Origin of the sequence: Streptomyces shenzhenensis, assembly GCF_021462265.1 — a bacterium.
GTDB lineage: Bacteria > Actinomycetota > Actinomycetes > Streptomycetales > Streptomycetaceae > Streptomyces > Streptomyces shenzhenensis.
The window spans coordinates 20,578-43,789 of record NZ_JAJONF010000058.1; the positions used below are offsets into that span (position 1 = coordinate 20,578).

24 protein-coding genes are annotated in these 23,212 nt (G+C 72.1%); 10 read left to right on the top strand and 14 right to left on the bottom strand.

All coding sequences use genetic code 11. From position 1 onward, the window contains the following. The first annotated feature begins 83 nt into the window (after positions 1-83). From LQ326_RS41745 to LQ326_RS41770, 6 genes are read left to right on the top strand one after another with little or no spacing between them, the layout of a single operon-like run. Entirely contained in the window at positions 84-845 is a 762-nt protein-coding gene (locus tag LQ326_RS41745; RefSeq protein WP_234544307.1) for a hypothetical protein, read from the top strand. A 9-nt stretch (positions 846-854) separates the two neighbouring features. Continuing rightward, positions 855-1,277: a hypothetical protein gene (locus LQ326_RS41750; RefSeq protein ID WP_234544308.1), complete on the top strand. Its 423-nt coding sequence runs from the start codon at positions 855-857 to the stop codon at positions 1,275-1,277. Continuing rightward, positions 1,274-2,476 carry a protein phosphatase 2C domain-containing protein gene (locus LQ326_RS41755; RefSeq protein ID WP_234544309.1) on the top strand — a complete coding sequence of 401 codons (1,203 nt, stop codon included), beginning with the start codon at positions 1,274-1,276 and terminating at the stop codon, positions 2,474-2,476. Before LQ326_RS41750 ends, LQ326_RS41755 begins: the two co-directional genes overlap by 4 nt. Then, complete coding sequence (locus tag LQ326_RS41760; RefSeq protein WP_234544310.1) at positions 2,473-3,618, top strand: hypothetical protein; 1,146 nt, start codon at positions 2,473-2,475, stop codon at positions 3,616-3,618. Before LQ326_RS41755 ends, LQ326_RS41760 begins: the two co-directional genes overlap by 4 nt. 14 nt (positions 3,619-3,632) lie before the next feature. Further along, positions 3,633-4,283, top strand: a complete 651-nt coding sequence (locus LQ326_RS41765; protein WP_234544311.1) for a vWA domain-containing protein — start codon at positions 3,633-3,635, stop codon at positions 4,281-4,283. Next, positions 4,283-4,657, top strand: coding sequence for a hypothetical protein (locus tag LQ326_RS41770; protein ID WP_234544334.1), 375 nt, complete (start codon positions 4,283-4,285; stop codon positions 4,655-4,657). Before LQ326_RS41765 ends, LQ326_RS41770 begins: the two co-directional genes overlap by 1 nt. A gap of 87 nt (positions 4,658-4,744) precedes the next feature. On the opposite strand, the gene LQ326_RS41775 is transcribed toward LQ326_RS41770, so the two are convergent. Beyond that, positions 4,745-5,647 carry a PfkB family carbohydrate kinase gene (locus LQ326_RS41775; protein ID WP_234544312.1) on the bottom strand — a complete coding sequence of 301 codons (903 nt, stop codon included), beginning with the start codon at positions 5,645-5,647 and terminating at the stop codon, positions 4,745-4,747. A gap of 161 nt (positions 5,648-5,808) precedes the next feature. Here LQ326_RS41775 and LQ326_RS41780 point away from each other — a divergent pair, with 161 nt between their 5' ends. Beyond that, positions 5,809-6,852, top strand: coding sequence for a phosphatidylinositol-specific phospholipase C domain-containing protein (locus LQ326_RS41780; protein ID WP_234544313.1), 1,044 nt, complete (start codon positions 5,809-5,811; stop codon positions 6,850-6,852). Positions 6,853-6,952: 100 nt separating this feature from the next. Further along, positions 6,953-7,513 (top strand): glycoside hydrolase family 25 protein, encoded by a 561-nt coding sequence (locus tag LQ326_RS41785; RefSeq protein WP_234544314.1) that lies wholly within the window; start codon positions 6,953-6,955, stop codon positions 7,511-7,513. 36 nt (positions 7,514-7,549) lie between these two features. Here the strand turns inward: LQ326_RS41785 and LQ326_RS41790 are convergent, their stop codons facing one another. The 3 genes from LQ326_RS41790 to LQ326_RS41800 all read right to left on the bottom strand — a co-directional run bounded on the left by LQ326_RS41790 (position 7,550) and on the right by LQ326_RS41800 (position 9,628). Continuing rightward, positions 7,550-8,212: an NADPH-dependent F420 reductase gene (locus tag LQ326_RS41790; RefSeq protein WP_234544315.1), complete on the bottom strand. Its 663-nt coding sequence runs from the start codon at positions 8,210-8,212 to the stop codon at positions 7,550-7,552. A gap of 199 nt (positions 8,213-8,411) precedes the next feature. Continuing rightward, positions 8,412-8,624 (bottom strand): EF-hand domain-containing protein, encoded by a 213-nt coding sequence (locus tag LQ326_RS41795; RefSeq protein WP_234544316.1) that lies wholly within the window; start codon positions 8,622-8,624, stop codon positions 8,412-8,414. A gap of 59 nt (positions 8,625-8,683) precedes the next feature. After that, positions 8,684-9,628, bottom strand: coding sequence for a helix-turn-helix domain-containing protein (locus LQ326_RS41800; RefSeq protein WP_234544317.1), 945 nt, complete (start codon positions 9,626-9,628; stop codon positions 8,684-8,686). A 57-nt stretch (positions 9,629-9,685) separates the two neighbouring features. Between LQ326_RS41800 and LQ326_RS41805 the strand changes: the two genes are divergently transcribed. Next, positions 9,686-10,318, top strand: a complete 633-nt coding sequence (locus LQ326_RS41805; protein ID WP_234544318.1) for a GNAT family N-acetyltransferase — start codon at positions 9,686-9,688, stop codon at positions 10,316-10,318. Positions 10,319-10,530: 212 nt separating this feature from the next. Here LQ326_RS41805 and LQ326_RS41810 read toward each other — a convergent pair whose 3' ends face one another. The 6 genes from LQ326_RS41810 to LQ326_RS41835 all read right to left on the bottom strand — a co-directional run bounded on the left by LQ326_RS41810 (position 10,531) and on the right by LQ326_RS41835 (position 16,943). Beyond that, the gene (locus LQ326_RS41810; RefSeq protein ID WP_234544319.1) at positions 10,531-11,724 is read right to left on the bottom strand and encodes a YncE family protein; all 1,194 of its coding nucleotides are present in this window, start codon (positions 11,722-11,724) and stop codon (positions 10,531-10,533) included. Further along, positions 11,724-12,506 carry a polysaccharide deacetylase family protein gene (locus LQ326_RS41815; protein ID WP_234544320.1) on the bottom strand — a complete coding sequence of 261 codons (783 nt, stop codon included), beginning with the start codon at positions 12,504-12,506 and terminating at the stop codon, positions 11,724-11,726. The genes LQ326_RS41810 and LQ326_RS41815 overlap by 1 nt, the downstream gene beginning before the upstream one ends. 122 nt (positions 12,507-12,628) lie before the next feature. Then, complete coding sequence (locus LQ326_RS41820; protein WP_234544321.1) at positions 12,629-13,243, bottom strand: ATP-binding protein; 615 nt, start codon at positions 13,241-13,243, stop codon at positions 12,629-12,631. Positions 13,244-13,426: 183 nt separating this feature from the next. After that, positions 13,427-14,194 carry an enoyl-CoA hydratase/isomerase family protein gene (locus LQ326_RS41825; RefSeq protein ID WP_234544322.1) on the bottom strand — a complete coding sequence of 256 codons (768 nt, stop codon included), beginning with the start codon at positions 14,192-14,194 and terminating at the stop codon, positions 13,427-13,429. A gap of 119 nt (positions 14,195-14,313) precedes the next feature. Further along, a complete protein-coding gene (locus LQ326_RS41830) occupies positions 14,314-15,552 on the bottom strand; it encodes a L,D-transpeptidase (RefSeq protein ID WP_372497098.1) in 1,239 nt (412 codons plus the stop codon). 155 nt (positions 15,553-15,707) lie between these two features. Next, positions 15,708-16,943 (bottom strand): L,D-transpeptidase, encoded by a 1,236-nt coding sequence (locus LQ326_RS41835; protein WP_234544324.1) that lies wholly within the window; start codon positions 16,941-16,943, stop codon positions 15,708-15,710. Between the two features lie 241 nt (positions 16,944-17,184). Between LQ326_RS41835 and glgX the strand changes: the two genes are divergently transcribed. Beyond that, positions 17,185-19,434: a glycogen debranching protein GlgX gene (gene glgX, locus LQ326_RS41840; RefSeq protein ID WP_372497099.1), complete on the top strand. Its 2,250-nt coding sequence runs from the start codon at positions 17,185-17,187 to the stop codon at positions 19,432-19,434. Between the two features lie 25 nt (positions 19,435-19,459). Here glgX and LQ326_RS41845 read toward each other — a convergent pair whose 3' ends face one another. From LQ326_RS41845 to LQ326_RS41860, 4 genes are read right to left on the bottom strand one after another with little or no spacing between them, the layout of a single operon-like run. Continuing rightward, positions 19,460-20,122, bottom strand: a complete 663-nt coding sequence (locus LQ326_RS41845) for a response regulator (RefSeq protein WP_234544325.1) — start codon at positions 20,120-20,122, stop codon at positions 19,460-19,462. Further along, entirely contained in the window at positions 20,115-21,392 is a 1,278-nt protein-coding gene (locus LQ326_RS41850; RefSeq protein WP_234544326.1) for a sensor histidine kinase, read from the bottom strand. Before LQ326_RS41850 ends, LQ326_RS41845 begins: the two co-directional genes overlap by 8 nt. Before the next feature lie 26 nt (positions 21,393-21,418). After that, positions 21,419-22,153, bottom strand: coding sequence for an ABC transporter permease (locus LQ326_RS41855; protein WP_234544327.1), 735 nt, complete (start codon positions 22,151-22,153; stop codon positions 21,419-21,421). Then, positions 22,150-23,058: an ABC transporter ATP-binding protein gene (locus tag LQ326_RS41860; protein ID WP_234544328.1), complete on the bottom strand. Its 909-nt coding sequence runs from the start codon at positions 23,056-23,058 to the stop codon at positions 22,150-22,152. Before LQ326_RS41860 ends, LQ326_RS41855 begins: the two co-directional genes overlap by 4 nt. Between the last annotated feature and the right edge of the window lie 154 nt (positions 23,059-23,212).

Below are 23,212 nucleotides of genomic sequence, written 5' to 3' on the forward strand. Positions count from 1 at the left end.
AATCATCTTGTCGACACCGGACAGCGCGGACGACGGCACATCGGTCGTCGAGCTGCCTGCCCCGCCGTGATCGCGGAGGAACTGTGAATCCGAGGTACGAGTACCGAGCGCTGCTGGCGTGCGACATCGCGGGCTCCGCGGGCCGTGGCGAGCGGCGGTTGCAGGAGATCCGCCAGGTTCTGCGTGCCGCGCTGTCCGACGCCCTGGGCGTGGCGGACCTGGACGCGCGGGAGTTCGGGTACGCCGACACCGGCGACGGCTGCCGGCTCGTCGCCCCGGCCGCGCTACCCAAGGCCAGACTGCTGTTCCCGCTGCTCCCGGAGCTGGCCGCACGGATCCGTGTGCACAACGGGCAGGCCGGCGCGGACACCCGGCTGCGGGTGCGGGCCGCGCTGCACGCGGGGGAGATCCGGCTCGATCCGGACGGCACCACCTCCGGCGCGCCCTTCGAGGCGCTGGCCCGGCTGCTCGACTCGGCCCCGCTGCGGCACGCGACGTCGGCCGGTACCGGCGGCACTCCGCTGGCCGCGATCCTGTCGCAGCACTTCTACGAGGAGACGGTCGGGCACGGCCACGAGGGGCTCGAAGCCGACGCCTTCACCGCGGCCGAGGTCCAGGTAAAGGAGTACGCCGCGCGGGCCTGGCTCTGGTACCCGGGCAGCCCCGTCGGGCCGCGGTTCGGTTCCGGCGCCGCTTCCGGCTCCGGCGCCGCTTCCGGCGACGGCGAGCAGCCCGCACCGCCCGAGCCGCGGACCGCGGACCAGCTCGTCCAGGCCATGGGAAACGGCACGGTCTTCGCCGTCCACCGGGGCGACCAGCACATCCGCCACCACGCCCGAGGTTGACGACCGCTGATGAACGAGGAACTCGCCGAGCTGGCCGCGAGCGGTGCCACCGCTCTGGTCTCCGCGATGGGCACCGATCTCTGGCAGGAGGCGAGGAGGCTGATGGGCCGCGTCCTCGCACAGGTCCGGGGCAGCCGCCGCGACGAGCTGTCCGTGGCGCTGGACCGGCAGTCGACCGCCACGAGGGGAGCGGTCGACGCCGGGGCAGTGCACTACTGGACCGAGGCTCTGAGCCAACTGCTCGACCGGCACCCGGAGCTGGCCCAGGACGTCATGACCCTGGCTTCGCTGCGCAGCCCGCAGCGGCCGGACATCGTGATCCAGGTCAATTCCGCCACCCATTCAGGTGAGGTGTTCGCGGTGCAGCACGGCACTCAGCACTTCGCCTCCGGGCCGCGGTCCCGCGACCGCGATTCCGGGGACCGGCCGTGAGCCGGGACGCCGGCCGGCGGGGCGGCCTCATGGACGGACGGTTGCGGACGGTGCTGCTCGTGGCCGTCGTCATCGGGGCCTTCGTCGAGGTCAGCACGGAGCATCGGCGGTACGGCCCGCTGGTGGACGTGTTCGCCCTCGCGGCGGTCGGTGTGGTCGGCGCGGCGGCCGTGCTGGGGTCCGAGTCCATGGCGGCACTGGCCCGGCAGCGGGACCGGCTCGCACCGGAACCCCGGCCCGGCACAACGGTTCCGCTCTGCCGCTACGTCGCCGGACCCGTGGCGCCGCAGTCCCAGCCCCCGAGGCCCCAGCCGTTCCTGCGGGAGCGGCCGACCGACCTCGGCGTCCCCCGCTTCGGCGACGGCGCCCGTGCCCAGGGCTACCCCTGGCTGCTGCCGGAGCGCACGGTGCAGAACGGGATCGCCGCCGACGAGGCCACGGTCGGTGCCTTCACCATCCGCGCGGCCTCCGTCATCGGGCCCGGCCACCGCTGCGGCCGGCCCGCCGAACCGCGCCAGGACTCCTACCGGATCGGGCGGAGCGGGGACAGCCGGTACGCGATCGTGGCCGTGGCCGACGGCCTGTCCAGCGCGGCCTGGTCCGACGCCGGGGCCACCACGGCCTCCAGCCAGGCCGTCACCCTGCTGCGCGAGCAGATCGAGACGGCGGGCTTCGGCGGGCTCGACGCCAAGGAGCTGTACGGGCGGATCGCGGAGTCGGTCGCCGCGCACGCGGCCGGCCGTGGCGTCGCCACCTCGCACCTGGCGACCGTGCTGATCACGGCGGTGCTCGCCGAGCCGGACGCGAACGGCGTCGCGAAGGCCTGGGTCGCGTGGCTGGGCGACAGTTCGGCCTGGACGCTCGACCCGCACGTCCCGCTGTGGCGGTTCTGCGCCGGCGAGGCCAAGGACCGCGCGGCCGCGGTGGTCTCCAACGAGGTCGCCGGGCGGCTGCCGGACACACCGCACCTGGCCAGGGACCACTACGTCACGCTGGCTCCCGGCGCCGCCCTCGCCCTGGTCACGGACGGGATCGGCGACGCGTGGGCGGACCCGGCGGGCAACGTCAACGAGTACTTCGCGAACTCCTGGCGCTCGCCGGTCCCCGCCACGCGGTTCACCGCCGACGTCGGCTTCGACGCACCGCAGTGCCTTGACGACCGCACCGCCGTGGTGATGTGGAACGGTGACCGGGCATGACAGAACCGCACCTCGTCGACGGCGCCGGCGACGGCGGCAGTGCCGGCGACGGCGCCGCCCCGGCGGCCGAGCCGCGGGGCTGGACGCTGCCACGGGCCGTGCGCGTCAGCGATCTCGGACCACTGGCCGACCCGGTCTCCGAACACAACGGCCAGGCCATCGCCGTACGGCCGCTGACGAACCATCCGGGCTGGCTGGCCAAGCTCTACCGGCCGGACCAGCACCCGGAGGACGCCCATCGGCTCGACCTTCTGATCTCGGCTCCGGACACGCTGCCCGAAGCGGATCGTGCGGCCCTGTACGCCGGCACCTGCTGGCCCGCGGCCCGGATCCACGAGCCGGGCAGTCCGGCGGTCGGCTGCGTGATCCCGATGGCGCCCGAGCAGTACCGTTCCGAACTGCGGCGCGGCCAGTTCAGCGACCGGCGCTTCGTGGAGATCGACTGGCTGGCGAAGTCCGACGAGTCGATCCGGGGTGTCGGGCTGCCGCCCCCCGGCTTCGCGGGCCGGCTGGCCGCCTGTCGCCGGCTGACCGAGCTCGCCGCGATCCTGGAGAGACTGGGCCTAGTCTACTCGGACTGGTCGTTCTCCAACGCCTTCTGGAGCCCCGGTCAGCGTTCTGTCTACCTCATCGACGTCGACGGCTGCCAGCCGAAGAAGATGCCCGACCTCCACCAGCCGAACTGGGCCGACCCGCTCACGCCGCCGGGCACCGACGCGGACGAGTACACCGACCGCTACCGGCTCGGACTGCTCGTCGCCAAATGCATGACGGGCCACCGTGACGCGGGCGCCTTCCACACGGTCGCCGCGTCCCGCTGGCAGAACCAGCCCGCCGTCTGCGAAGTACTGCTCGACATGCTGCTCGCGACCGACCGCGAGCGACGGCCCTCGGCCGCTCAGCTGAACCAGGCGCTGAACGGCGGCCCCTATCTCAGGGCCGTGCCACGGCCGACCCGCACGGCGCTGCCTCCGCTGCCCGTGCGGCCCCCGGTCCGGCAGTCCCCCACCGAGGCCCCCGAGCCCGCGCGGAAACCCGAGCCGGCACCCCCCGAGGCGCCTGAGCCCGGCCTGCAGGCCGGCTGGATCCTCGTCCTCGTCCTGGCCGTGATCCTGCTGTTCGTCATCGCCGCCAACCACTAGCTCAGAGGTGCACCATGTCACTCTGCCTGCCCACCTACGTGGTGATCGACGCGTCCTCGTCGATGAAGGAGCACGAGGCAGTGCTCAACGCGACCCTCTCCCGTCTGCACTACAACCTCGCGACCAATCCCCGGGTCTCGGAGTTCGCCCGCGTGTGCGTGGTCGCCTTCTCCACCGATGTGCACGTGGTGATCCCGATGTCGGACATGGAGCAGGTGCCGGCCATGCCCGAGGTGCTCTGCGGCGGGCGCACCGAGTACGGCAAGGCCTTCGACCGGGTGCGGGAGTGCATCGAACAGGACGTCAGCGACCTGAGGACGCAGAACTTCAGCGTCCTGCGGCCGACGGTCTTCTTCCTGACCGACGGCGGGCCGACCGACGCGCACTGGCACAGCTCCTTCCGCGAGCTGGTGGACAGGGACTGGCCGCGCCACCCGCACGTGATCGCCTACGGCTTCGGCGGCGCCAAGCGCGACGTGCTGGAACAGGTGGCGACCAAGGCGCTGTTCATCGCCGACGGTTCGGACACCGAGTCGGCGCTGAGCGCCGCGATCACCGGTCTGCTCAACACCCTGATCGCCTCGTCGAAGACCGGTCAGATGCAGATCGCCACCGACGTCAAGGGCTTCGAGTACGTCCAGGTCGCTCAGGAATACGTGGACTGATGACGGACGTCGACCCGCGTTCCACGGCATCCCGGACACTGCGCGCCTCCGTCGGACTGACCGCGCTGGCCGCGACGCTGCTCGTCTGCGGCGCCGCGGTCGAGGCGACGGGCAATCTCCTCGACTCCTCGGCGCAGCGGAGCGGCAGCTCGCACCCGGCGACGACTGCGCACCCGGCCCCCACCCGCTCCCGCGCCTCCGAGACGCCGCCGCCCCACCGTCCGCCCCCGGTCTCCCCCACCTATCCGCCCCGGCCCACGGTCATCGCCACGCCCACCGCCACGGTCATCGCCACGCCCACGCTCACGCCCACGCCCACACTCACGCCCACGCCCACGCCCACGCCCACAGCCAGCCCGTTGAACGGGTGGTAGAAAGCAAGGCCGCGTCCAGTGGTGACGGCGTCGAGCAGGGCGTACAGGGGACGGGTGCCGGTCTGAGCGTTCGCGCGGGATCGCCGGTCAGTCCGCGGTCAGCCACGCGCGCGTGCCGAAGGAGGCACAGGCGCGGGAGGCCACCGCGGCGGCCCTCGCCAGCGCTTCGGCGAAGGCCGGGCCGTCGATCCGGCCGAGCCCGCTCAGGTGGTGGGCGAGGGCACCGTGCAGGACGTCGCCCGCGCCCAGCGTGTCCACCACGCGGGTCTCCGGGACGCCCACGAGGCCGCCACCGCCGGGGCCCGCCCACACGATCGGCGCCCCGCCACCGGTGACGGCCGCCCAGGTCACCCCGTGGTCCCGGAGGAACTCCAGGGTCTCGGCGGTCGTGCCGGCACCGGGCGGGCGGAAGTCCGCCGAGCACACGGCGATGTCTGTCGACGCCAGCAACCGCTCCGTGCCCTCCTTCCAGCTGCCCGCGTCGAGGAGGGTGGGCCGGCCTGCGGAGCGGGCGGCCTGCGCGACGTCGACGGCCAGGTCCATGTGATGCCCGTCGAACTCGGCGATGTCGCACGACTCCACCAGCTCCTCCAGGCCGGCCGGGGCCCGCAGCCGGTGCCCGGTCGCGTTGGTGGAGGCGACCGCGCGCTCGCCGGTCGACGCGGTCACCAGGATCGAGGAGACCGCGGGCGGGTCCGCGCGCCCGGCGGCCAGGTCCAGGACGCGCACGCCGAGCGCGTCGAGGTCCGCCCGGACCCCGAGTGCCAGCGGATGGGAGCCGAGGCCCGTGAGCAGCCGGGGAAGGCCGCCCAGACGGCCGAAGGCCACGGCGGCGCCGGTGGCCGGACCGCCCGCGGCGACCACCTGGTCACGGGCCGTCAGCTTCTCGTCCGGACCTGGTACCCGGTCCACCAACTGGATGACGTCCAGGGTGCACAGCCCCACGAACAGGCCCGTGACCCGTCGGCCGCCGCCCCGTACGGGTCCCATCCGCAAGCACCTCCTCGGGCCTCGGTACGCGGTCAGCGTACGTGCGGCCTCCCGAGTCGTGAGGGAGTTGCGGAGGCCGATGTTCCCCCAGGGGCTACCGCCAGGTAACCGCCGGCTTCTACGCTGCCGTCAACTCACCACCAACCCAAGGGAGTTGGGTCATGCGTGTACTGAGACGGCTGGCGGCGGTCATGGGTGCCGGGGCCTTGTTCGTGATGGCGGGCTCCGCCGCGCACGCGGACACGGTCCAGGACGCGGCGAAGTTCTCCGCGACCACCACCATCGGCACGCACAACGCGTACGAGAAGGACAAGTACACCTACTGGGCGCAGGCCCTGGACTCCGGGGCGTCGCTGCTGGAACTGGACGTGTACGTCGACAGCATCAGCAAGCGGTGGCGGGTCAGCCACAGCAACCCGTGGGGCGACGACAACAACTGCGAAAAGGCCAGCACCCCCAGCCAGTTGTACGGCCAGAGCACCAGCCAGGACCTCGGCAGCTGCCTCGACAACATGGCGGCCTGGGAGCAGCTGCACCCCGACCACGCGCCCGTCGTCGTCAAGGTCGAGATGAAGGTCGGGTTCAACCAGACCATCGGCCTCGGCCCCAGCGCGTTCGACACGCTCGTCTCGCAGAAGCTCGGCGGCAGTGTGTACAAGCCGGCCGACCTGCTCGGCTCGTCGTACTCCACGCTCGACGCCGCCGCCAAGGCCAACGCCTGGCCCACCCGTGACCAGCTCAAGGGCAAGTTCATCTTCGAGCTGATCCCGGGCACGGTGGAGAAGGCCAACCCGTTCGACCACTACTGGACGGACGAGGAGTACGGGGACCACCTGCGCGATCTGTCCGCGGCCGGGAACATCTCCCAGGCCCAGGCCTTCCCGGCCGTACTCGGTGCCGAGAACGGGGACCCGAGGACCAGCAGGTACGACTCCTCCATCCAGCCCTGGTTCGTGTTCTTCGACGGCGACGCGGCGACCTACCTGAACAACGGCTACGACACGTCGTTCTACGCGACGAACCACTACATCCTGATCATGACGGACGCCGCCGGCGTCTCACCGGCGATCTCCTCGACCAGTCCGACGGACGCCGAGGCCGCGGCCCGGCTGGCGCTGCTCGCCGCCGACCACGCCAGCATCATCACCGCCGACTGGTCGGCGAAGCCGGCGTCCGTACTCGGCGAGGTGGCAGCCCGCGGCTGACAATTCACCCGCGCCCACGGGGATCCGTCACGCCGCGAAGGGGAATACGACCTACGCAGTTGCAATTCGTGTCACCCCACTGGCACCAGGAGCACCCCACATGCTGCACGGAATCGACGTGAGCGCGTTCCAGTCGTCGAGCTACGACACGGATGGCCTCTCCTTCGTCTTCATCAAGGCGACGGAGGGGCATTCGTACGTCAACCCCAGACTCGCCGCCCAGACCAAGACCGGACGCGACGCCGGACTGGTCGTCGGCTTCTACCACTTCCTCTGGCCCGGCAACCTCACCGCCCAGGCCGAGTACTTCGTCCGGCACGCCCCCGAGAGGGCGGGCGAGATCCTCGCCGTCGACTGGGAGACCACCGGCGACGGCACCCACGCGAGCCACGCCGAGAAGGACTCCTTCATCCGCAAGGTGAAGGCACTCCGGCCGAACAACCGGGTGATTCTCTACACGAATCGCAACTACTGGCTGACGGTCGACACGACCTCGTACACCGGTGACGGCCTCTGGATCGCCGACTACGTCAGCGCCGGCCACCCCCGCATCAAGGCCCACTGGCTTTTCCACCAGTACACCAGTGACCCCCACGACAAGGACGTGGCCGGCTTCGCCGACAAGGCCGCCCTCAAGGCCTGGGCGTCGAAGAAGGGCTGAGCTCCCCCGCGGCGGCCGGCCCCGGCGGCGAAACGGTCAGCCGCGGAAGCCCTCGGGGCGTTCCGGGGACGCCTCGGCCAGGGCCTTCGCCACCTCTTCGACGCCCGCGCGCAGCCCGTACACCGGCGTACCCGGCTGCTGGCGCCAGGAGTCGTCGATGCCGCCGTTGTCGACCGTGTCGAAGCCGAGTTCGTCGATCAGGGCGCGGACGACCCGCTTGGCGGCCTCGTCGTCGCCGGAGACCGGGAGGGCCTGGCGCCCGGGGTCCCCGGCGGGGCGGCCGCGGTCCAGGATGTCCTGGGCGAAGGTGCCGTTGAAGGCCTTGATCACCGGGTGGCCGATCTGCCGCTCGGTCCACCGGCTCTCCGTGATGCCCTCGTCCTCGATGCCGGCGATCCGGCCGTCCCGCTCCCGCGGGTAGTAGTTGTCGGTGTCGATCACGGCGACGTTCTCCGCGGCGCCGTCCAGGAGACCGGAGGGCAGGTCCGGGACCGCCTTCACCGGGACCGTGACCACCACGACCTCCGCGCCGCGCGCCGCCTCCGCGGCCCGTACCGCCGTCGCTCCCGTCTCCTCGGCCAGTGCGGCGAGCGTCTCGGGCCCCCGGGAGTTCGCCACGGACACGTCGTGACCGAGGGCGGTCAGCCGCCGGGTGAGATTGCCGCCGATGTTGCCCGCGCCGATGATGCCGATCTTCATGACACGCCTTTCGAGAGTCCATGCACCTGCATACATAAGCTGCTGTGCGGCACAACCCCGGGCGCGCATGACCTATTCCACGGCTGGACCGACCGGGTGAGGGCCGGCACCGTCCTGCCGGCACCGTCCTGCCGGCGGTGAAGCGGGCATGAGAAAGGGGCGCCCCCGCTCCTGGAGCAGGGGCGCCCCCCCTTGTGCCTCACTTGTTCAGGTAGGCCCAGAACTCGTCGAACGACAGGACCTTGTCGCCGTTGAGGTCGCGGGTCTTGATGATGGACTCGGCCACCGTGTCGGTGACGTTCCAGTCGCCCCCCTGCGCGAGAGCGGACTTGAACTCGGCGGCGGTGATGAAACCGTCACCGTCCGCGTCGATCCGCTGGAACTGCTCGCGTGCCTCGTCGATGTGCGCCACCGATCCGCCCCTCTGGTTCGTTTCTCTGCTGCCGTACCGGCGTACTGCCGCAGGTCAGATTAACGGCCCGGCCAGGCCTTCAGCGCGGCGACCACCCAGCCGAACTCCTCCTGGTACCGCGGCGGTGTCCGCGCGCCCTTGATGACGGCCGCCAACTCCCGGTAACGGGAGACCTCGTCGCCCGCATCGATACGGCGCAGCACCGCCGCCCGGTCGGTGCCCTCCCCGAACACCTCGGTCAGCACGGCGTCCGCCTCCGGCGCCTCGGGGGCCACCCCGCGCGCCCGGGCCGCGCCGACGATGTCGACCAGCTTGCGGAAGAACCACTGCGAGGCACCCGCCGGGGTGTCCGGCCCCCGGTCGGCCGCATTGAACTCGATCATCCTGCGCATCGCCGCCCGGAAGTCCGGGTTCTGCAGCAGCTCGGCCAGTTCCACCCAGGCGTCGACCTGTTCGGGGGTGGGTTCGTCGGGCAGCGCCACCCCGAGGGTGCGGGTCCGCTCCCGGATCCAGGGGTCGGCCGTGTCCAGCCCCTCGAAGATCTCCGCCACGAAGTCGTCCACGATCCGCTGCCGCTCAGCCGCCGACAGCCGTGCCAGTTTGTTCATCAGGGTCATCTCCTCCGCACTCGAACCACGTCGCGCCACGGTCGACAGCACCGCACGGGTCACCTTCAGCGAGAGGATCTGCGCGTCCAGCGCCGTCACGTGCGCGGCCGCGACCTCGGCCACGGTCTGCTCACCGGAGAGCACCGCACGCACATGCCCGAGGCCGAGCCCCAGCTCGCGCAGCGTGCGGATCAGCTCCAGACGGGCGAACGACTCGGCGTCGTAGAGCCGGTAGCCGCCCGAGGAGCGGGTCACCGGGGAGAGCACACCCTCGTCCGACCAGTAGCGGATGGTGCGCACGGTCAGCCCGGTGGCCTTCGCCAGCTCGCCGATGGTGAGAAGGCCGGTGCCGCGTTCTGGGGGGTCTGGGGGGCCGCCCCCCGGATGGATCCGCATGTCTGCGAGTGTGGGCCTTCCAGTGGGTGGAGACTCAAGGAGCCGGGGAGTGCGGTCGTGGAGACCTTGCGTGACATTCTGGACGCGGCGGCCCGTGGCGTCTTCCCCCCGCCCGACGGCCGTACGACGGTCGTGGCGCAGCCGTCCGCCCGGGACGCGGGCGTCCTCTCCTTCACCGCCCACTCGGTCGTCTTCGTCGACGAGGCCCCGGAGTGGATCCACGACACCCTGCGCGCGACCCCCGCCGACGAGCTGGCCGCGACCATGAACGCGCGTTTCCTCACCGCCCTCATGGACCGCACGGGCCGGGAGCACGAGACGATCGACGCGCTGCTGGTCGCCGGCCCGCTCCCCGGCCGCCCGGACCTCCCGCTGACCGAACTGACCGGGCCCGACCACGCGCGGGTCGCCTACGCCCGTCGCCGCCGCGACGAGGTGCGCGCCTGGGCGGCGGACGGCGGGGTGGTGGTGCTCGGCCGCGGGGTCGCGGGACGCCTGGAGGTGTCCGTGGAGGTCGACGAGGGGGTACGGCAGCGGGGACTGGGCCGGGCCCTGGTGGCCGCCGCCCGGCAGCTCGCCGGGGAGCCGCTGTGGGCGCAGGTCGCTCCGGGGAACGCCCGCAGCGTACGGGCGTTCCAGGCGGCCGGGTACGTGCCGGTCGGCGCCGAGGCGCTGCTGCTCAAGCCGTGAGACCGGCCGCCCGGCTGCCCGGCTGCCGCTGCCGCTGCCGCTGCCGCTGCGGTAGACGGTGCCACGGGCGGTGCGCCGGGCGGGCGTCCGAGTGCTGCGCCCGTGGTCGCCTTGTGGTCACCGGTCGCCTTGCGGTCGCCGGTCGCCCGTGGTCGCCCGTGGTCCCCTTGCGGTCGCCGGTCGCCCGTGCTCGCCCCGTGGGAGCCCCGGGGTCAGCGGAAGACGCCGGTGTGTCCGAGGGAGTAGCGGCCCGGCTGCGGGTAGACGGCGAGGCCGTGCGGGCCGCTGCCGACGTGGATGCGGGCCAGTTCGGTGCCGGTGCGGGTGTCGATGGCGTACACCTCGGAGTTGTACCGGCCGGACAGCCACAGCACCTTGCCGTCCGCCGACACCCCGCCCATGTCGGGGCTGCCGCCGCCGGGCAGCCGCCACTTGCCGGTCAGCCGGTTCTGGGCGAAGTCGAAGACGGAGATGGTGCCCTCGCCCCGGTTGGAGATGTACATCTGGCGGGAGTCCCGGCTGACGTACAGTCCGTGGGCGCCCTTGCCGGTGGGCAGGAAGTCCGGCCGGGCGAAGGTGTCGCCGTTCAGGATCCACAGTCCGTCGGCCATCATGTCGGCGATGTAGAACCGCTTGCCGTCCGGGGAGACCTTGACGTCCTGCGGCATCGCGCCGTGGAACGGCAGCCTCTCCTGCCGGAGCACCCGCATCCCCTCGGTGTCCACCTTGAGCAGTTCGCCGCTGAACTCGCAGGAGACGATGAAGTACCGGCCGTCCAGCGAGAAGTCGGCGTGGTTGACGCCGTAGCAGCTGACCGGGACGGCCTTGACGGTCTGCATGGTGTGCGCGTCCCGGAAGACCAGCTGGCGGTCGTTGGAGGCCATCACGATCGCGTATCTGCCGTTGGGCGTGAAGTACAGGTTGTACGGGTCGTGCACGGCGACCGGCTTGCCGGCCCGGCCGGTCCTCGGGTCGATGGGGGTGAGGCTGTTGCCGAGGTCGTTGTTGACCCACAGGGTCTTCAGGTCCCAGGACGGCACGACGTGCTGCGGCTGCCGGCCGACCCGGATGGTCCCGGTCACCCGGTACGTCTTCGGGTCGATGACCGAGACGGTGTCGGAGTTGGTGTTCGGCACGTAGACCAGCGACGGGAAGCCCTTCACCACGGGTGAGAGGTTGCCGGGGCGGTCGGCGGCGTACACGTCCTTCGGGTCCAGGACCGGGGGCATGCCCGGCAGCCCGTCGGCGACCGGCTCCGCCTTCTTCGCCGGCGGCTGCACGGCCGCGGTGGTGCCGGCGGCCGGCGTCCCGGGGCTCTCGGAACCGCCGCTGCACGCGGGCAGCAGCGCCAGGGCGGCGAGGACGGCACCGGTGGACAGCAGACGGGCGGCGTTCGTGGTTCGCATCAGCTGAACAGCTCCGTGGTGGTGACCGCGCGCAGTCCACGGCGGTTGAGTTCTTGGAGGACGGCGGGGAGGGCGGCGACCGTGTCCGGATACCCGAAGTGCATGCTCACCACCGAGCCGCCCGTGACCTCCGCGAGCACCTTGCGGGTGACGGCCGGCGCGCCGGGCCGGGTGTAGTCGAGCGAGTCGACGTCGTACGACAGCACGTGCGGGTAGCCGGCCTCGGCCGCGAGCCGGGCGACGAGCGGGGAGGCGGTCGGCGCCCTGGAGGGGCGGAACCACCTGCCGATCGATCCGGTGAGCCGCTTCAGCCGCTCGGCGCAGTCGGTGATCTCCTTGCGGGCGTCCGCCTCCGCCATGGCGTTGATGGAGATGTGCCGCTGGGTGTGGTTGCCCAGGTCATGACCGCCGTCCAGGATGCGGCGGGCCATGGCGGGGTACGCGTCGAGCCAGCTGCCGACGGCCAGGACCGTGAGGCGGGCGCCGTGCCGCTCGGCGGTGCCGAGGAGCTGGTCGGCGAGGGCGGGGTCGCCCTGGCCGTGGAAGGTGAGGGCGACGGACGCGGCGGCGCGGGGGCCGTGGGTGATCTGGAAGGGCAGCCGCTCGGGGGAGGCCGACGGTGACGTGGGGGCGGGGGTGGTGGGGGTGGTGGGGGTGGTGGGGGACGGTGCCGCGGTGGCCGTACCGGTGTGGCCGCAACCGGTGACGAAGGCGCCTACGGAGGTGAGGGCGGCGCCTGCGCGGAGGAGGTCGCGTCGGTTGGTGGGGGTCACCTGCACCATTTAAGGGCGAACAGGTAAGAAAATGGGCGATTGACCCGATAAGGGCTATTTTTACAAGCTGCGGGCCGGTGCGGCCGGTCGCGCCCACGCGGCGGCGGCCGTACATCGACACGGCCCGCGCCTTACGGGGCGCGGTCGGCCACCCGCATCTCGAACCACGTCGTCTTGCCGCGGGGCAGCAGGTCGACACCCCACCGGTCCGCCAGCTTGTCCACCAGGAACAGTCCGCGTCCGCTGATGTCCGTCTCCTGGACCGACATCAGACAGGGCAGCCCCCGCGACGGATCGCGCACCTCCACCCGGATCCAGCCGGGACGGCGGCGCATCCGCAGGCCGAACACCCGGGCACCCGTGTGCCGTACGGCGTTGCCCACCAGTTCCGAGACGAGTAAGACCGCGTCCTCCGTCGTCTTGGGGCTGAGCCGCCACTGACGGAGGACGACGACCTGGACGAGCCGGCGGGCGGTCGCCGCGGACTCGGGGCGGGACGGCAGCGGAACCTCCGCGTCCGTCGGATTGCCGAACAGCTCGATCGCCTTGAGTGCCCGCTCGTCCTCGACCGCAGGCGACCAGCGCGCCGCGGCCGCACGACTGTGTCCCCGCGGCTGTTCGATGCCCTCCAGCCCCGCCATGCCCCCATCATGGCCGTCCCGCGTGCCCTCCGGGGCCGTTCCCGAGGAATACGCCCCCGCAAAGCTTCCGTCCGATACCGGGCCTTTGGTATGTGCCCTGGGCATCGCGGCAGCCTGGGCATCCGTTCCGACCTGCGAAGACGTCCTATTGTCAGGCAATCGCCGATCCCCTCGACAAGGCGGGCTCAGGGTTGCCTCAAGGCTCCCACAATCCGCCCCATCGGGGGACCTGGAATCAGACGGCGCGTCAATTGCAAGTGGTTCGGGGGTTTCACAGCAGGGCGAAGATCACAGGAACTTGGCCTTGCCCGGTCCCTCCTCCACGAAGCTCCGCATCCCGCGCTCCCGGTCCTCGGTGGCGAACAGTCCGGCGAACCAGTTCCGTTCGACGGCGAGCCCCGTCTCCAGATCGGTCTCCACGCCGGTGTCGACCGCCTCCTTGGCGGCCCGCAGCGCGATCGCCGGTCCCTGCGCCAGCTTCGCCGCCCAGGCGTGCGCCTCGGTGTAGACGTCGGCGGCGGGCACGACCCGGTCGACGAGGCCGATGGCGAGCGCCTCGTCCGCCTTGACCATACGGCCCGTGAAAATCAGGTCCTTGGCCTTGGACGGGCCCACCAGCCGGGGCAGCCGCTGGGTGCCGCCGGCCCCCGGGATGAGCCCGAGCAGGATCTCGGGCTGCCCGAGCTTGGCGTTGTCGGCGGCGATGCGGTAGTCCGCGCACAGGGCGAGCTCGCAGCCGCCGCCGAGCGCGTACCCGGTGACGGCGGCGACGACCGGCTTGGGGATCCGGGCGACGGCGGTGAAGGAGTCCTGGAGGTCACGGGAGCGCAGAACCATGGCGGCATGGTCCATGTTCTGCATTTCCTTGATGTCGGCTCCCGCCGCGAAGACCTTCTCGCCGCCGTAGATGACGACGGCACGGACGTCTTCGCGCCGGGTGGCCTCCGCGGCCAGCTCCTTGAGCCGGTCCTGGGTGGCGACGTCCAGGGCGTTCATGGGCGGACGGTCAAGCCGCAGCGTGCCCACACCTGAGGAGACTTCGAGGGTTACAGTCATGCCCCGCAGGTTAGCGGGCGTTCACCGCCCCGGCCCGGCGGCGGGGGCCGTCTCGACACGCGGCTCCGCCGCGTGGTCGCGACCGGCCCCCCGCACACCGCACCCCCGCGGGCGACGGACTACTTGGTCCATTCCTGCCAGGACATGTTCCAGCCGTTGAGCCCGTTGTCGGGCGACACGGTCTGGTCGTGCGAGTGCTTCACCGTCACCACGTCGCCGACGATCGAGTGGTCGAAGAACCACGCCGCCGGCAGCGCCCGGTCGCCCCCGCCCCGGATGTCCCGCAACCCCACGCACCCGTGGCTGGCGTTGTAGTTGCCGAAGGCGTCGCCGCCCCAGTAGTTGCCGTGGATGAAGGTGCCGGACGTGGTCAGCCGCATCGCGTCCGGCACGTCCTTGATGTCGTACTCGCCGCCGTAGCCGACCGTCTCGCCGTTCATACGGGTGACGCGCAGCTTCTCGCTGATGACCATCTGGCCGTTCCACGTGTCGTAGCCCGGCTTGCCGGTCGTGACCGCGAGGGTCTTCACGACCTTGCCGTCCTGCATGACCTTCATCGTGTGCTTCTTGGCGTCGACGACGGACACCTGGTTGCGGCCTATCGTGAACTTCACGGTCTTGGCCTGCTTGCCGTACACCCCGTCACGGCCCTCGACACCGTTCAGGTTGAGGGAGACGGAGACCTTCGTGCCGGACTTCCAGTAGTGCTCGGGGCGGAAGTCGAGGCGGTCGTTGCCGAACCAGTGGCCCTCGACGTCGACCGCCGGCTCGGTCTTGATGGTGATCGCCTTCTCCACCGCGGCCGGGTCGGTGATGCCCCGGGTGAAGCGGACGGAGAACGGCATGCCGACGCCGACCGTGGAACCGTCCTCCGGCGTGAAGTAGCCGACGAACGTGTTCTTCGGGGTGAGCGTGGTGAAGCTGGAGTCCTCCGCCGACTCACGTCCGTCGGCGTCCTTCGCGACCGCGTGCACCGTGTACTTCGTGGAGTTGGCGAGGTGCGTCGAGGGCGTCCAGCTGACCCCGTCCGCGGCGATCGTCCCGTCGACCCGGTCGCCCTTGGCGTCCTTGACCTCGACGTCGGTCAGCCGGCCCTTGGCCGCGGTGATCTTGAGCACCCCGCTGGTGTCCACGCCGGTCGCACCGGACTTGGGGCTGATGCTGACGGTGGCCACGGACTGCTTGCTCGCCTGGGTGGTGGAGTCCTTGGCATTGGCCCCCTGGTCCGCCCCCTTGTCGGAGGAGCCGCCCCCGCCGCAGGCGGTGACGGCCATGAGCAGGACGCCGGCGACGACCGCCATCCCCTGCTTCCTCCGCGCCCCCCGCACCGGCGCCCCCGATATCGGCCGCTCGTTCAAAGTCGTTCTCCCCTCCCAGGGCCTGGTCAGGCCCACCCCGGCGCGGCAGACGCGCGCTCTGGCGCATATTAACCGCCGGGTTTTGAGGTTGGTGTTGGGCGAATGTCACCGTTGCGTCGCAACTTATCGCCCCGCCGACGCGTCCCCCCACCTGGTCACTTGACCGCGCTGCCGGCCTTCCACTCCTTCCACCCCATGTTCCATCCCCCGAGGCCGTTGTCGGGAGCGACCGTCTTGTCCTTGCTGTTGACGACCTCGATGACGTCGCCGATCAGGCTGCGGTCGTAGAACCAGCCCGCGGGCGTCTGCGAACTGCCGCCCTTCACGTCCCGCAGACCCACGCAGCCGTGGCTGACGTTGACGTGTCCGGGGGCGTCCGGCGCCCAGTAGTTGCCGTGCAGGAAGGTGCCGGAGTCGGTGAGCTTGATGGCGTGCGGGACGTCCGGGATGTCGTACTCGCCGCCGAAGCCGACCGTGCGGCTGTTCATGCGGGTGACGTCGTGCATCTCCATCACCACCATCCTCCCGTTGTAGGTGGTGTGCGCGGGCGCGCCCGCGGTGATCGGCACGGTGGCGAGCAGCTCGCCGTCCCGGCGCACCTCCATGGTGTGCGCGGCCGCGTCGACCAGGGAGACCTGGCTGCGGCCGACGGTGAAGGTGAACGTCTTGGACTGGAGGCCGTAGACACCGCGGGCGCCCTCGACGTCACGGAGGTTCAGGCCGACGGTGACGACCGTGCCGGGCTGCCAGTAGCGCTCGGGGCGGAAGTCGAGGCGGTTCCTGCCGAACCAGTGCGGGCGGACCTCGACCGCGGGCTTGGCGGTGACCTGGATCGCGCGCTCGACGGCGGCACGGTTGTCGATGTCCCGGCTGAAGGCGAGGGAGACGATCATGCCGGTGCCGACGGTGGCCCGGTTCTCGGGGGTGACGTACCCGATGAAGCGCTCGTCGGGGACGAGCGTGGTGAAGGTGGTGTGGCGGGCGGAGCGGCGGCCCTCGCCGTCGACGGCGACCGCGTCGACGGTGTACTTGGCGGCGAGCGCGAGTTTCGGTTCGTCGGGCCGCCAGGTCCTGCCGTCCGCGGCGATGTGCCCGGGGACCGGGGAGTCCTGGGCGTCCTGGGACCTGACGACGCTGACGGACTCCAGGCGGCCGCTCGGCACCCGTACCGTCAGCCGGTCGCCGGGCCGTACGGACCTGCTGCCGTCGTCCGGGGAGATGCGGATGACGTCCCCGGGTGCCGGGGGTCCACCGCCGAGGACGCGGTCGACGCCGAGTCCGTCCGTGCTGTTCGAGGAGCAGCCGGCGGCTCCCGCCAGCAGCCCCGCCCATGTCAGTACCGCGGCCAACGCGGCCCCCGCGCGCCGTGCGCGCCCTTGTGGATGCCTCACGTGCCGTTCAACGAGCGGGCATGCCCCTGGGAAACGTGAGTGCGACGCCGGCACTGGGCAGAACAGAGGGAAGGACGACGAGCTGGGGAGCCGCCGTGCCCGGGCACGAGCTGCCGCGGGCATGTCCGCAGTGAGCCGCCGACCGTGCCCGGGACCGGGAGTCCGGGCGCCGTCGGCCGCTCGGACGCGGGCGGGTGCCCCGGTGGTCGGCGAGCCGCGGGACACAAAAAGGGGCCGACAGGTGACGAGCGCAGCCGAGCAGCAGGGGGCACGGGCGCGGGCCCCGAGGGCGGACGGCGCCGAGGTGGACGGGCCCGCGGTGAACGGGACGGCCCTGCCCGTCCCGTCGGCGTGGCCGGGGGCGTCGACACCGCTCGGCGCCCGGTTCCGGGTGGGCCCGGACGGGGTGGCGGGCACCAACTTCGCGCTGTGGGCGGCCGGGGCGGAGGCGGTCCGGCTGTGCCTCTTCGACGAGCAGGGGCGGGAGACCCGCGTCCCGCTGACCGAACTCACGCACGAGATATGGCACGGGTTCGTCCCCGGTGTGCTGCCAGGACAGCGCTACGGCTACCGGGTCGACGGCCGCTGGGACCCGTGGACCGGGGCCCGCTGGAACCCGGCGAAGCTGCTCCTGGACCCGTACGCGCGGGCGGTGGACGGCGAGTTCGCGCTGCCGCCCGAGGTGTACGGGCATGTCCGGGACTGGCCCGACCAGCAGGTCGCCGACACCGTCCGCGACGAGCGCGACTCGGCGCCGTACGTCCCGAAGGGTGTGGTCGTCCACGATGACGACGACTGGTCCGACGACCACCGCCCGAAGACGCCGTGGGCGGACTCCGTCATCTACGAGCTCCATGTGCGCGGCTTCACGAGACTGCACCCGGGGATACCGCAGGAGCTGCGCGGCACCTACGCCGGACTGGCGCACCCGGCCGCCGTCGGCCACCTCGTCGCCCTGGGCGTGACGGCCGTGGAACTCCTCCCCGTCCACCAGTTCGCCCACGAGGACCACCTGCTCGGGCGCGGCCTGAAGAACTACTGGGGCTACAACTCCATCGGCTACTTCGCCCCGCACGCGGCCTACGCCGCCTCCGGTACGACGGGACAGCAGGTCGGCGAGTTCAAGCGGATGGTGCGGGCGCTGCACGCGGCCGGGATCGAGGTCATCCTGGACGTGGTCTACAACCACACCGCGGAGGCGGGCGAGCTGGGTCCGACGCTGTCCCTGAAGGGCATCGACAACCGGGGCTACTACCGCCTCCAGGACCACGACGCCCGCCGCTTCGCCGACTACACCGGCTGCGGCAACACCCTGCACGTGGTCCGCCCGCACGTCCTGCGCCTGATCACCGACTCGCTCCGCTACTGGGTCACGGAAATGGGCGTGGACGGCTTCCGCTTCGACCTCGCGGCGGCGCTGGCCCGCTCGATGCACGACGTCGACATGCTCTCCCCCTTCCTCGCCGTGATCGCCCAGGACCCGGTGCTGCGCCGCGTCAAGCTGATCGCCGAGCCGTGGGACGTGGGTTCGGGCGGCTACCAGGTCGGCGCCTTCCCGCCGCTGTGGACGGAGTGGAACGACCGCTACCGCGACGCCGTCCGCGACTTCTGGCGCGGCGCCCTCCCGGACGTGCGCGACCTCGGCTACCGCCTCTCCGGCTCCAGCGACCTCTACGCCTGGGGCGGGCGCCGCCCCTACGCCTCCGTCAACTTCGTCACCGCGCACGACGGTTACACCCTGCGCGACCTGGTGTCGTACGAGCGCAAGCACAACGAGGCCAACGGCGAGGGCAACCGCGACGGCTCCGGCGACAACCGCTCCTGGAACTGCGGGGCGGAGGGCGAGACGGACGACGAGGGCGTACGGGCGCTGCGCAGACGGCAGCTGCGGAACCTGCTGACCACCCTGCTGCTGTCGACGGGGGTGCCGATGCTGGTCGCCGGTGACGAGCTGGGCCGCACGCAGCGCGGCAACAACAACGCCTACTGCCAGGACAACGACATCAGCTGGCTGGACTGGAGCCTGCTGGACGACCCCGCCTGGCGGCCGCTGTTCGACCTCACCTCCCGCCTCATCCGGCTCCGCCACCGCCACCCGGTGCTGCGCCGCCGCGCCTTCTTCTCCGGGCGCGCGCACTCCGCGGACGGCCTGCGCGACCTGGCCTGGTTCACGGCCCGCGGCGCGGAGATGACCGAGGGCGACTGGTACGCGCCGGCCGCCACCCTGGGCATGTACCTCTCGGGCCGGGACATCCCGGGCCGCGACGAGCGGGGCGCCCCGGTCCTGGACGACAGCTTCCTGACCGTCCTGCACGCCGGCGACCGCCCGGCGCGGTTCGTGCTGCCGGGCCCGCCGTGGGCGGAGCGCTACGAGGTGCTGGTGGACACCGCACGGGAGGAGCAGGGCGAGGAGCCGGGGGTGGTGCACGCGGCCGGTACGGCGATCACGGTGCCGGCCCGGGCGGTGCTGCTGCTCAGGGTGGCCGGCTGAGGCGGCTGCGGGCCGTCACCCGCCCTTACGGGCCGGTGGCGGTCTCACCGAGGATCCCCCGCTGGTACGCCGTGGCCACCGCCGCCGCGCGGTCGTTGACACCCAGCTTGGCGTACAGGTGGGTGAGGTGGGTCTTCACCGTGGCCTCGCTGATGAAGAGCTCGCGGGCGATCTCGCGGTTCGAGGTGCCCCGGGCGACCAGGGCCAGCACCTCGCGTTCCCGGGCGGAGAGCGGTCCGTTGCCGGGGGCGCCGGGCGCCCGGACGGCCGAGACCAGCCGGGAGGCGACGGCCGGGGAGAGGACGGTACGGCCCTGGGCGGCGGCGCGGACGGCGGTGAAGAGCTCCTCGCGCGGGGCGTCCTTGAGCAGGTAGCCGGTCGCGCCGGCCTCGATCGCGGGCAGGGTGTCGGAGTCCGTGTCGTACGTGGTGAGGACCAGCACCTGGGCGCGGGAGCCGAGCCGGGCCAGTTCGCGGATGGCGTCGACCCCGCCGCCGCCCGGCATCCGCAGGTCCATCAGGATGACGTCCGGGTCCAGGGCCTGCGCGCACGCGACGGCCTGCACGCCGTTCGCCGCCTCACCGAGCACCCGGAAACCGGCCGTGGACTCGAACATGCCGCGCAGACCGTCCCGTACGACGGGATGGTCGTCGGCGATCAACAGGGAGATCAACGGCTCGTCACTCATGGCGGACCAACGGTACGCGCGCCGACAGGGCGGTGCCGAGCCCCGGTTCGGACTCGACGGTCAGGGAACCGGCGATGCGTTCGGCGCGGGCGCGCATGCCGTCCAGGCCGAAGCCGCCGGCGCGGCTGCGGGCGGGCAGGGCGAGCGGGTCGAAGCCGACGCCGTCGTCGCGGATGTCCAGGATGACCTCGCCGCCCGGGAAGTCACCCAGGTAGGAGAGGGTGACGCCGACGCGGGAGGCGCGCGCGTGCCGGGCGGCGTTGGAGAGGGCCTCCTGGACGATGCGCAGGAGGGTGGCGGCTACCTCCCCGTGCGGCTGCTCGGCGGTGCCGGTGACGGTGAACTCGGCGCGTATGCCGGTGCGTTCACCCCATTCGGCGACCGTCTTCTGCAGGGCCTCGGGCAGGCCGTCGTGCTCCAGCGCGACGGGGGCCAGGTTGTGCACGGAACGGCGGGCCTCGCCCAGGCTCTGCCGGGCCAGGGCCAGGGCGCGGCCCACATGGTCCTCGGCCTGCTCCGGGTCGGGGGTGTTGATGACGACCTGGAGCTGGGCGATGATCCCGGCCAGCCCCTGGGCGATGGTGTCGTGGATCTCGGCGGCAAGGCGCCGGCGTTCGTCGGCGACACCGGCCTCCCTCGCCTGGACGACGAGCTGGGCGTGCAGCGCGGCGTTCTCGTCGAGGGCCTGCTGCAGAGCGGTGTTGGTGCGCTCCAGTTCGGTGATGGTCGCGGTGCGCTCGCGCGACCGCCGTGTCTCCTGCTCGGTGAGATGGGCGACCACCATCTGGAGGCCGGAGTTGGCGACCACGAGCGGGACGAAGAGAATCCACTGGACCGTGCTGCGGAGCGGCAGTCCGCCGGCCTGCGCGCCGGCCACGGTGACCGCACTCGCGAACAGTCCGAGCCGCTGCCACCTGTTGCCCGGGATCGTCTCGTCGGCGTCCATGTAGCCGCTGGCGGCGTAGAACGCGAAGAACGGGGCGATCCAGGTGAGGGCGAAGGCGAGGGCCCAGCGGACGACGTAGTACGCCGTCCCGGTCCGGGACGGCGTACGGCCGCCACCGGGCCGGCGCAGCCTCAGGACGTGCCAGCACAGCTGGAGCGCGAGCGCGGCGCCGGTCAGGGACCAGGCGGCGTACCACTCGGCCGCCGGGGCGTGCGGGTCGGCGGAGGCGAAGGCGAGGACGACGCTGATGCCGAGCAGCCCGTACGGACCCCAGGTGTGCAGTTGGTCCCAGCGCCGGTCGATCTGGCCGTCCACCGTGGTCATGTCGTCAGTCTGCACGGCCTGCCCGCCTACTCCCAGCGGAACCAGCGGGCGGCCCCGGCCGTCAGCAGGATCGTCCAGGCCGCGAGGACGCCCAGCTGCTCCCAGCCGGGCCAGTGGCCGGCGGCGGCCTGGTCCAGGGCGCGGGCCGCCGCCCCGAACGGGGTCGACTGCACCACCCGGGCCATGGCGTGCGGCATCTCCCGCACCGGGATCCACACGCCCGCGCAGAACATCATCGGGAAGAAGACCGCGGAGCCGATCGCGCCCGCGATCTTCGTGGTGCGGGACAGCGCCGAGACGACGGAGCCGAGGGCGAGGGCCGCCGCGGCCGCGAGCAGCAGCGCCAGCAGGTAGCCGCCTGGCTGCCGCGGCAGCGGTACGCCGAAGGCCAGCCGGCCCACGAGCAGCGCCAGCAGCGCGGAGCCCAGCGCGACCGTGCCCTGCACCACCATCTGCGCGGACAGCAGCGCGGAGGGCCGTACGGGGGTGAGCCGCATCCGGCGCAGGACGCCCCGTTCCCGGTGGCCGGTGAGCGCCTGCGGCAGCGTCTGCACACCGGCCATGATCAGGGCGATCAGCACGGCGACGGGGACGTAGGCGTCGACCGGGCGCAGCCCGCCCAGGGACGTGTCGGCCTCCCGGAACGAGGGGATCGAGCCGAGGATCACGAGCAGCAGCGTCGGGAACAGGAAGACCCAGAAGACGGCGCCCGGTTCACGGCAGAACAGCCGGAACTCGGTGCGCAGCACGGCGGTGTTCATGCCGCTTCCTCCTTCGTCAGGTCCAGGAACGCGTCGTCGAGGGTCGCGTCCACGACCCGGAGCTGGTGGGCGGTGATGCGGTGCCGGGCGAGGAGGGTGATGACGGCGTTGACGGTCTCGTCGGTGCCGGAGAGCGTGATCCGGCCGTCCTTGCGCTCGACGGAGGCGAGGTCCGGGAGGGCGGTGAGGTCGTGGTCGGCCACGGGGGCGGACGGGGTGAAGCTGATGACGGTGGCACCGGCGCTCCGGCGGATCAGCCCGGCCGGGGTGTCCAGGGCGGCCACCCGCCCCTTGTCGATCACCGCGATCCGGTCGCAGAGCCGCTGCGCCTCCTCCATGAAGTGGGTGACGAGGAGGACGGTGACCCCGCGGTCCCGGACGTCCTCGATCAGCTCCCAGGTGTCCCGCCGGGCCCGCGGATCCAGCCCGGTGGTCAGCTCGTCGAGGACGACGACCCGCGGGTTCCCGATCAACGCCAGCGCGATGAACAGGCGTTGCCGCTGGCCGCCGGAGAGCTTGCCGAACCGGGTGGCGAGCTTGCCGGCGAGCCCGAGGCGCTCGGCGAGCGGCGCCCGGTCGAGCGGGTCCGGGTAGAAGGAGGCGTACAGCTCAAGGGCCTCGCGGACGGTGAGCTTGGGCGGCAGCTCGCTCTGCTGGAGCTGGGCGCCGAGGACACGGGAGACCTTCTCGTGGTCGGCGACCGGATCGAGCCCGGTCACCCGGACCCTTCCCCCGTCGGGCGCCCGCAGTCCCTCCACGCACTCCACGGTGGTGGTCTTGCCCGCCCCGTTCGGCCCGAGGATCCCGAAGATCTCGCCCTCCTCGACGGCGAGACTCACCCCGTCCACGACGGCCCGGCCGCCGTAGGACTTGCGCAGGTCTGTGACTTCGATGACGGTTGGCATGCTCCGAGGGTCCCGTCCGGGCCGCGCCCGCCGCATCGCCCGCCCCGCTCGAACCGGCGTCAGCCGATCGGCCGATGCGCCGGATCCGTGGGTACGACGGCTCGAACGGGCTGGTCGTAGGTCCAGCGGCGGATTCCGGTCCGGCCAAAACTCG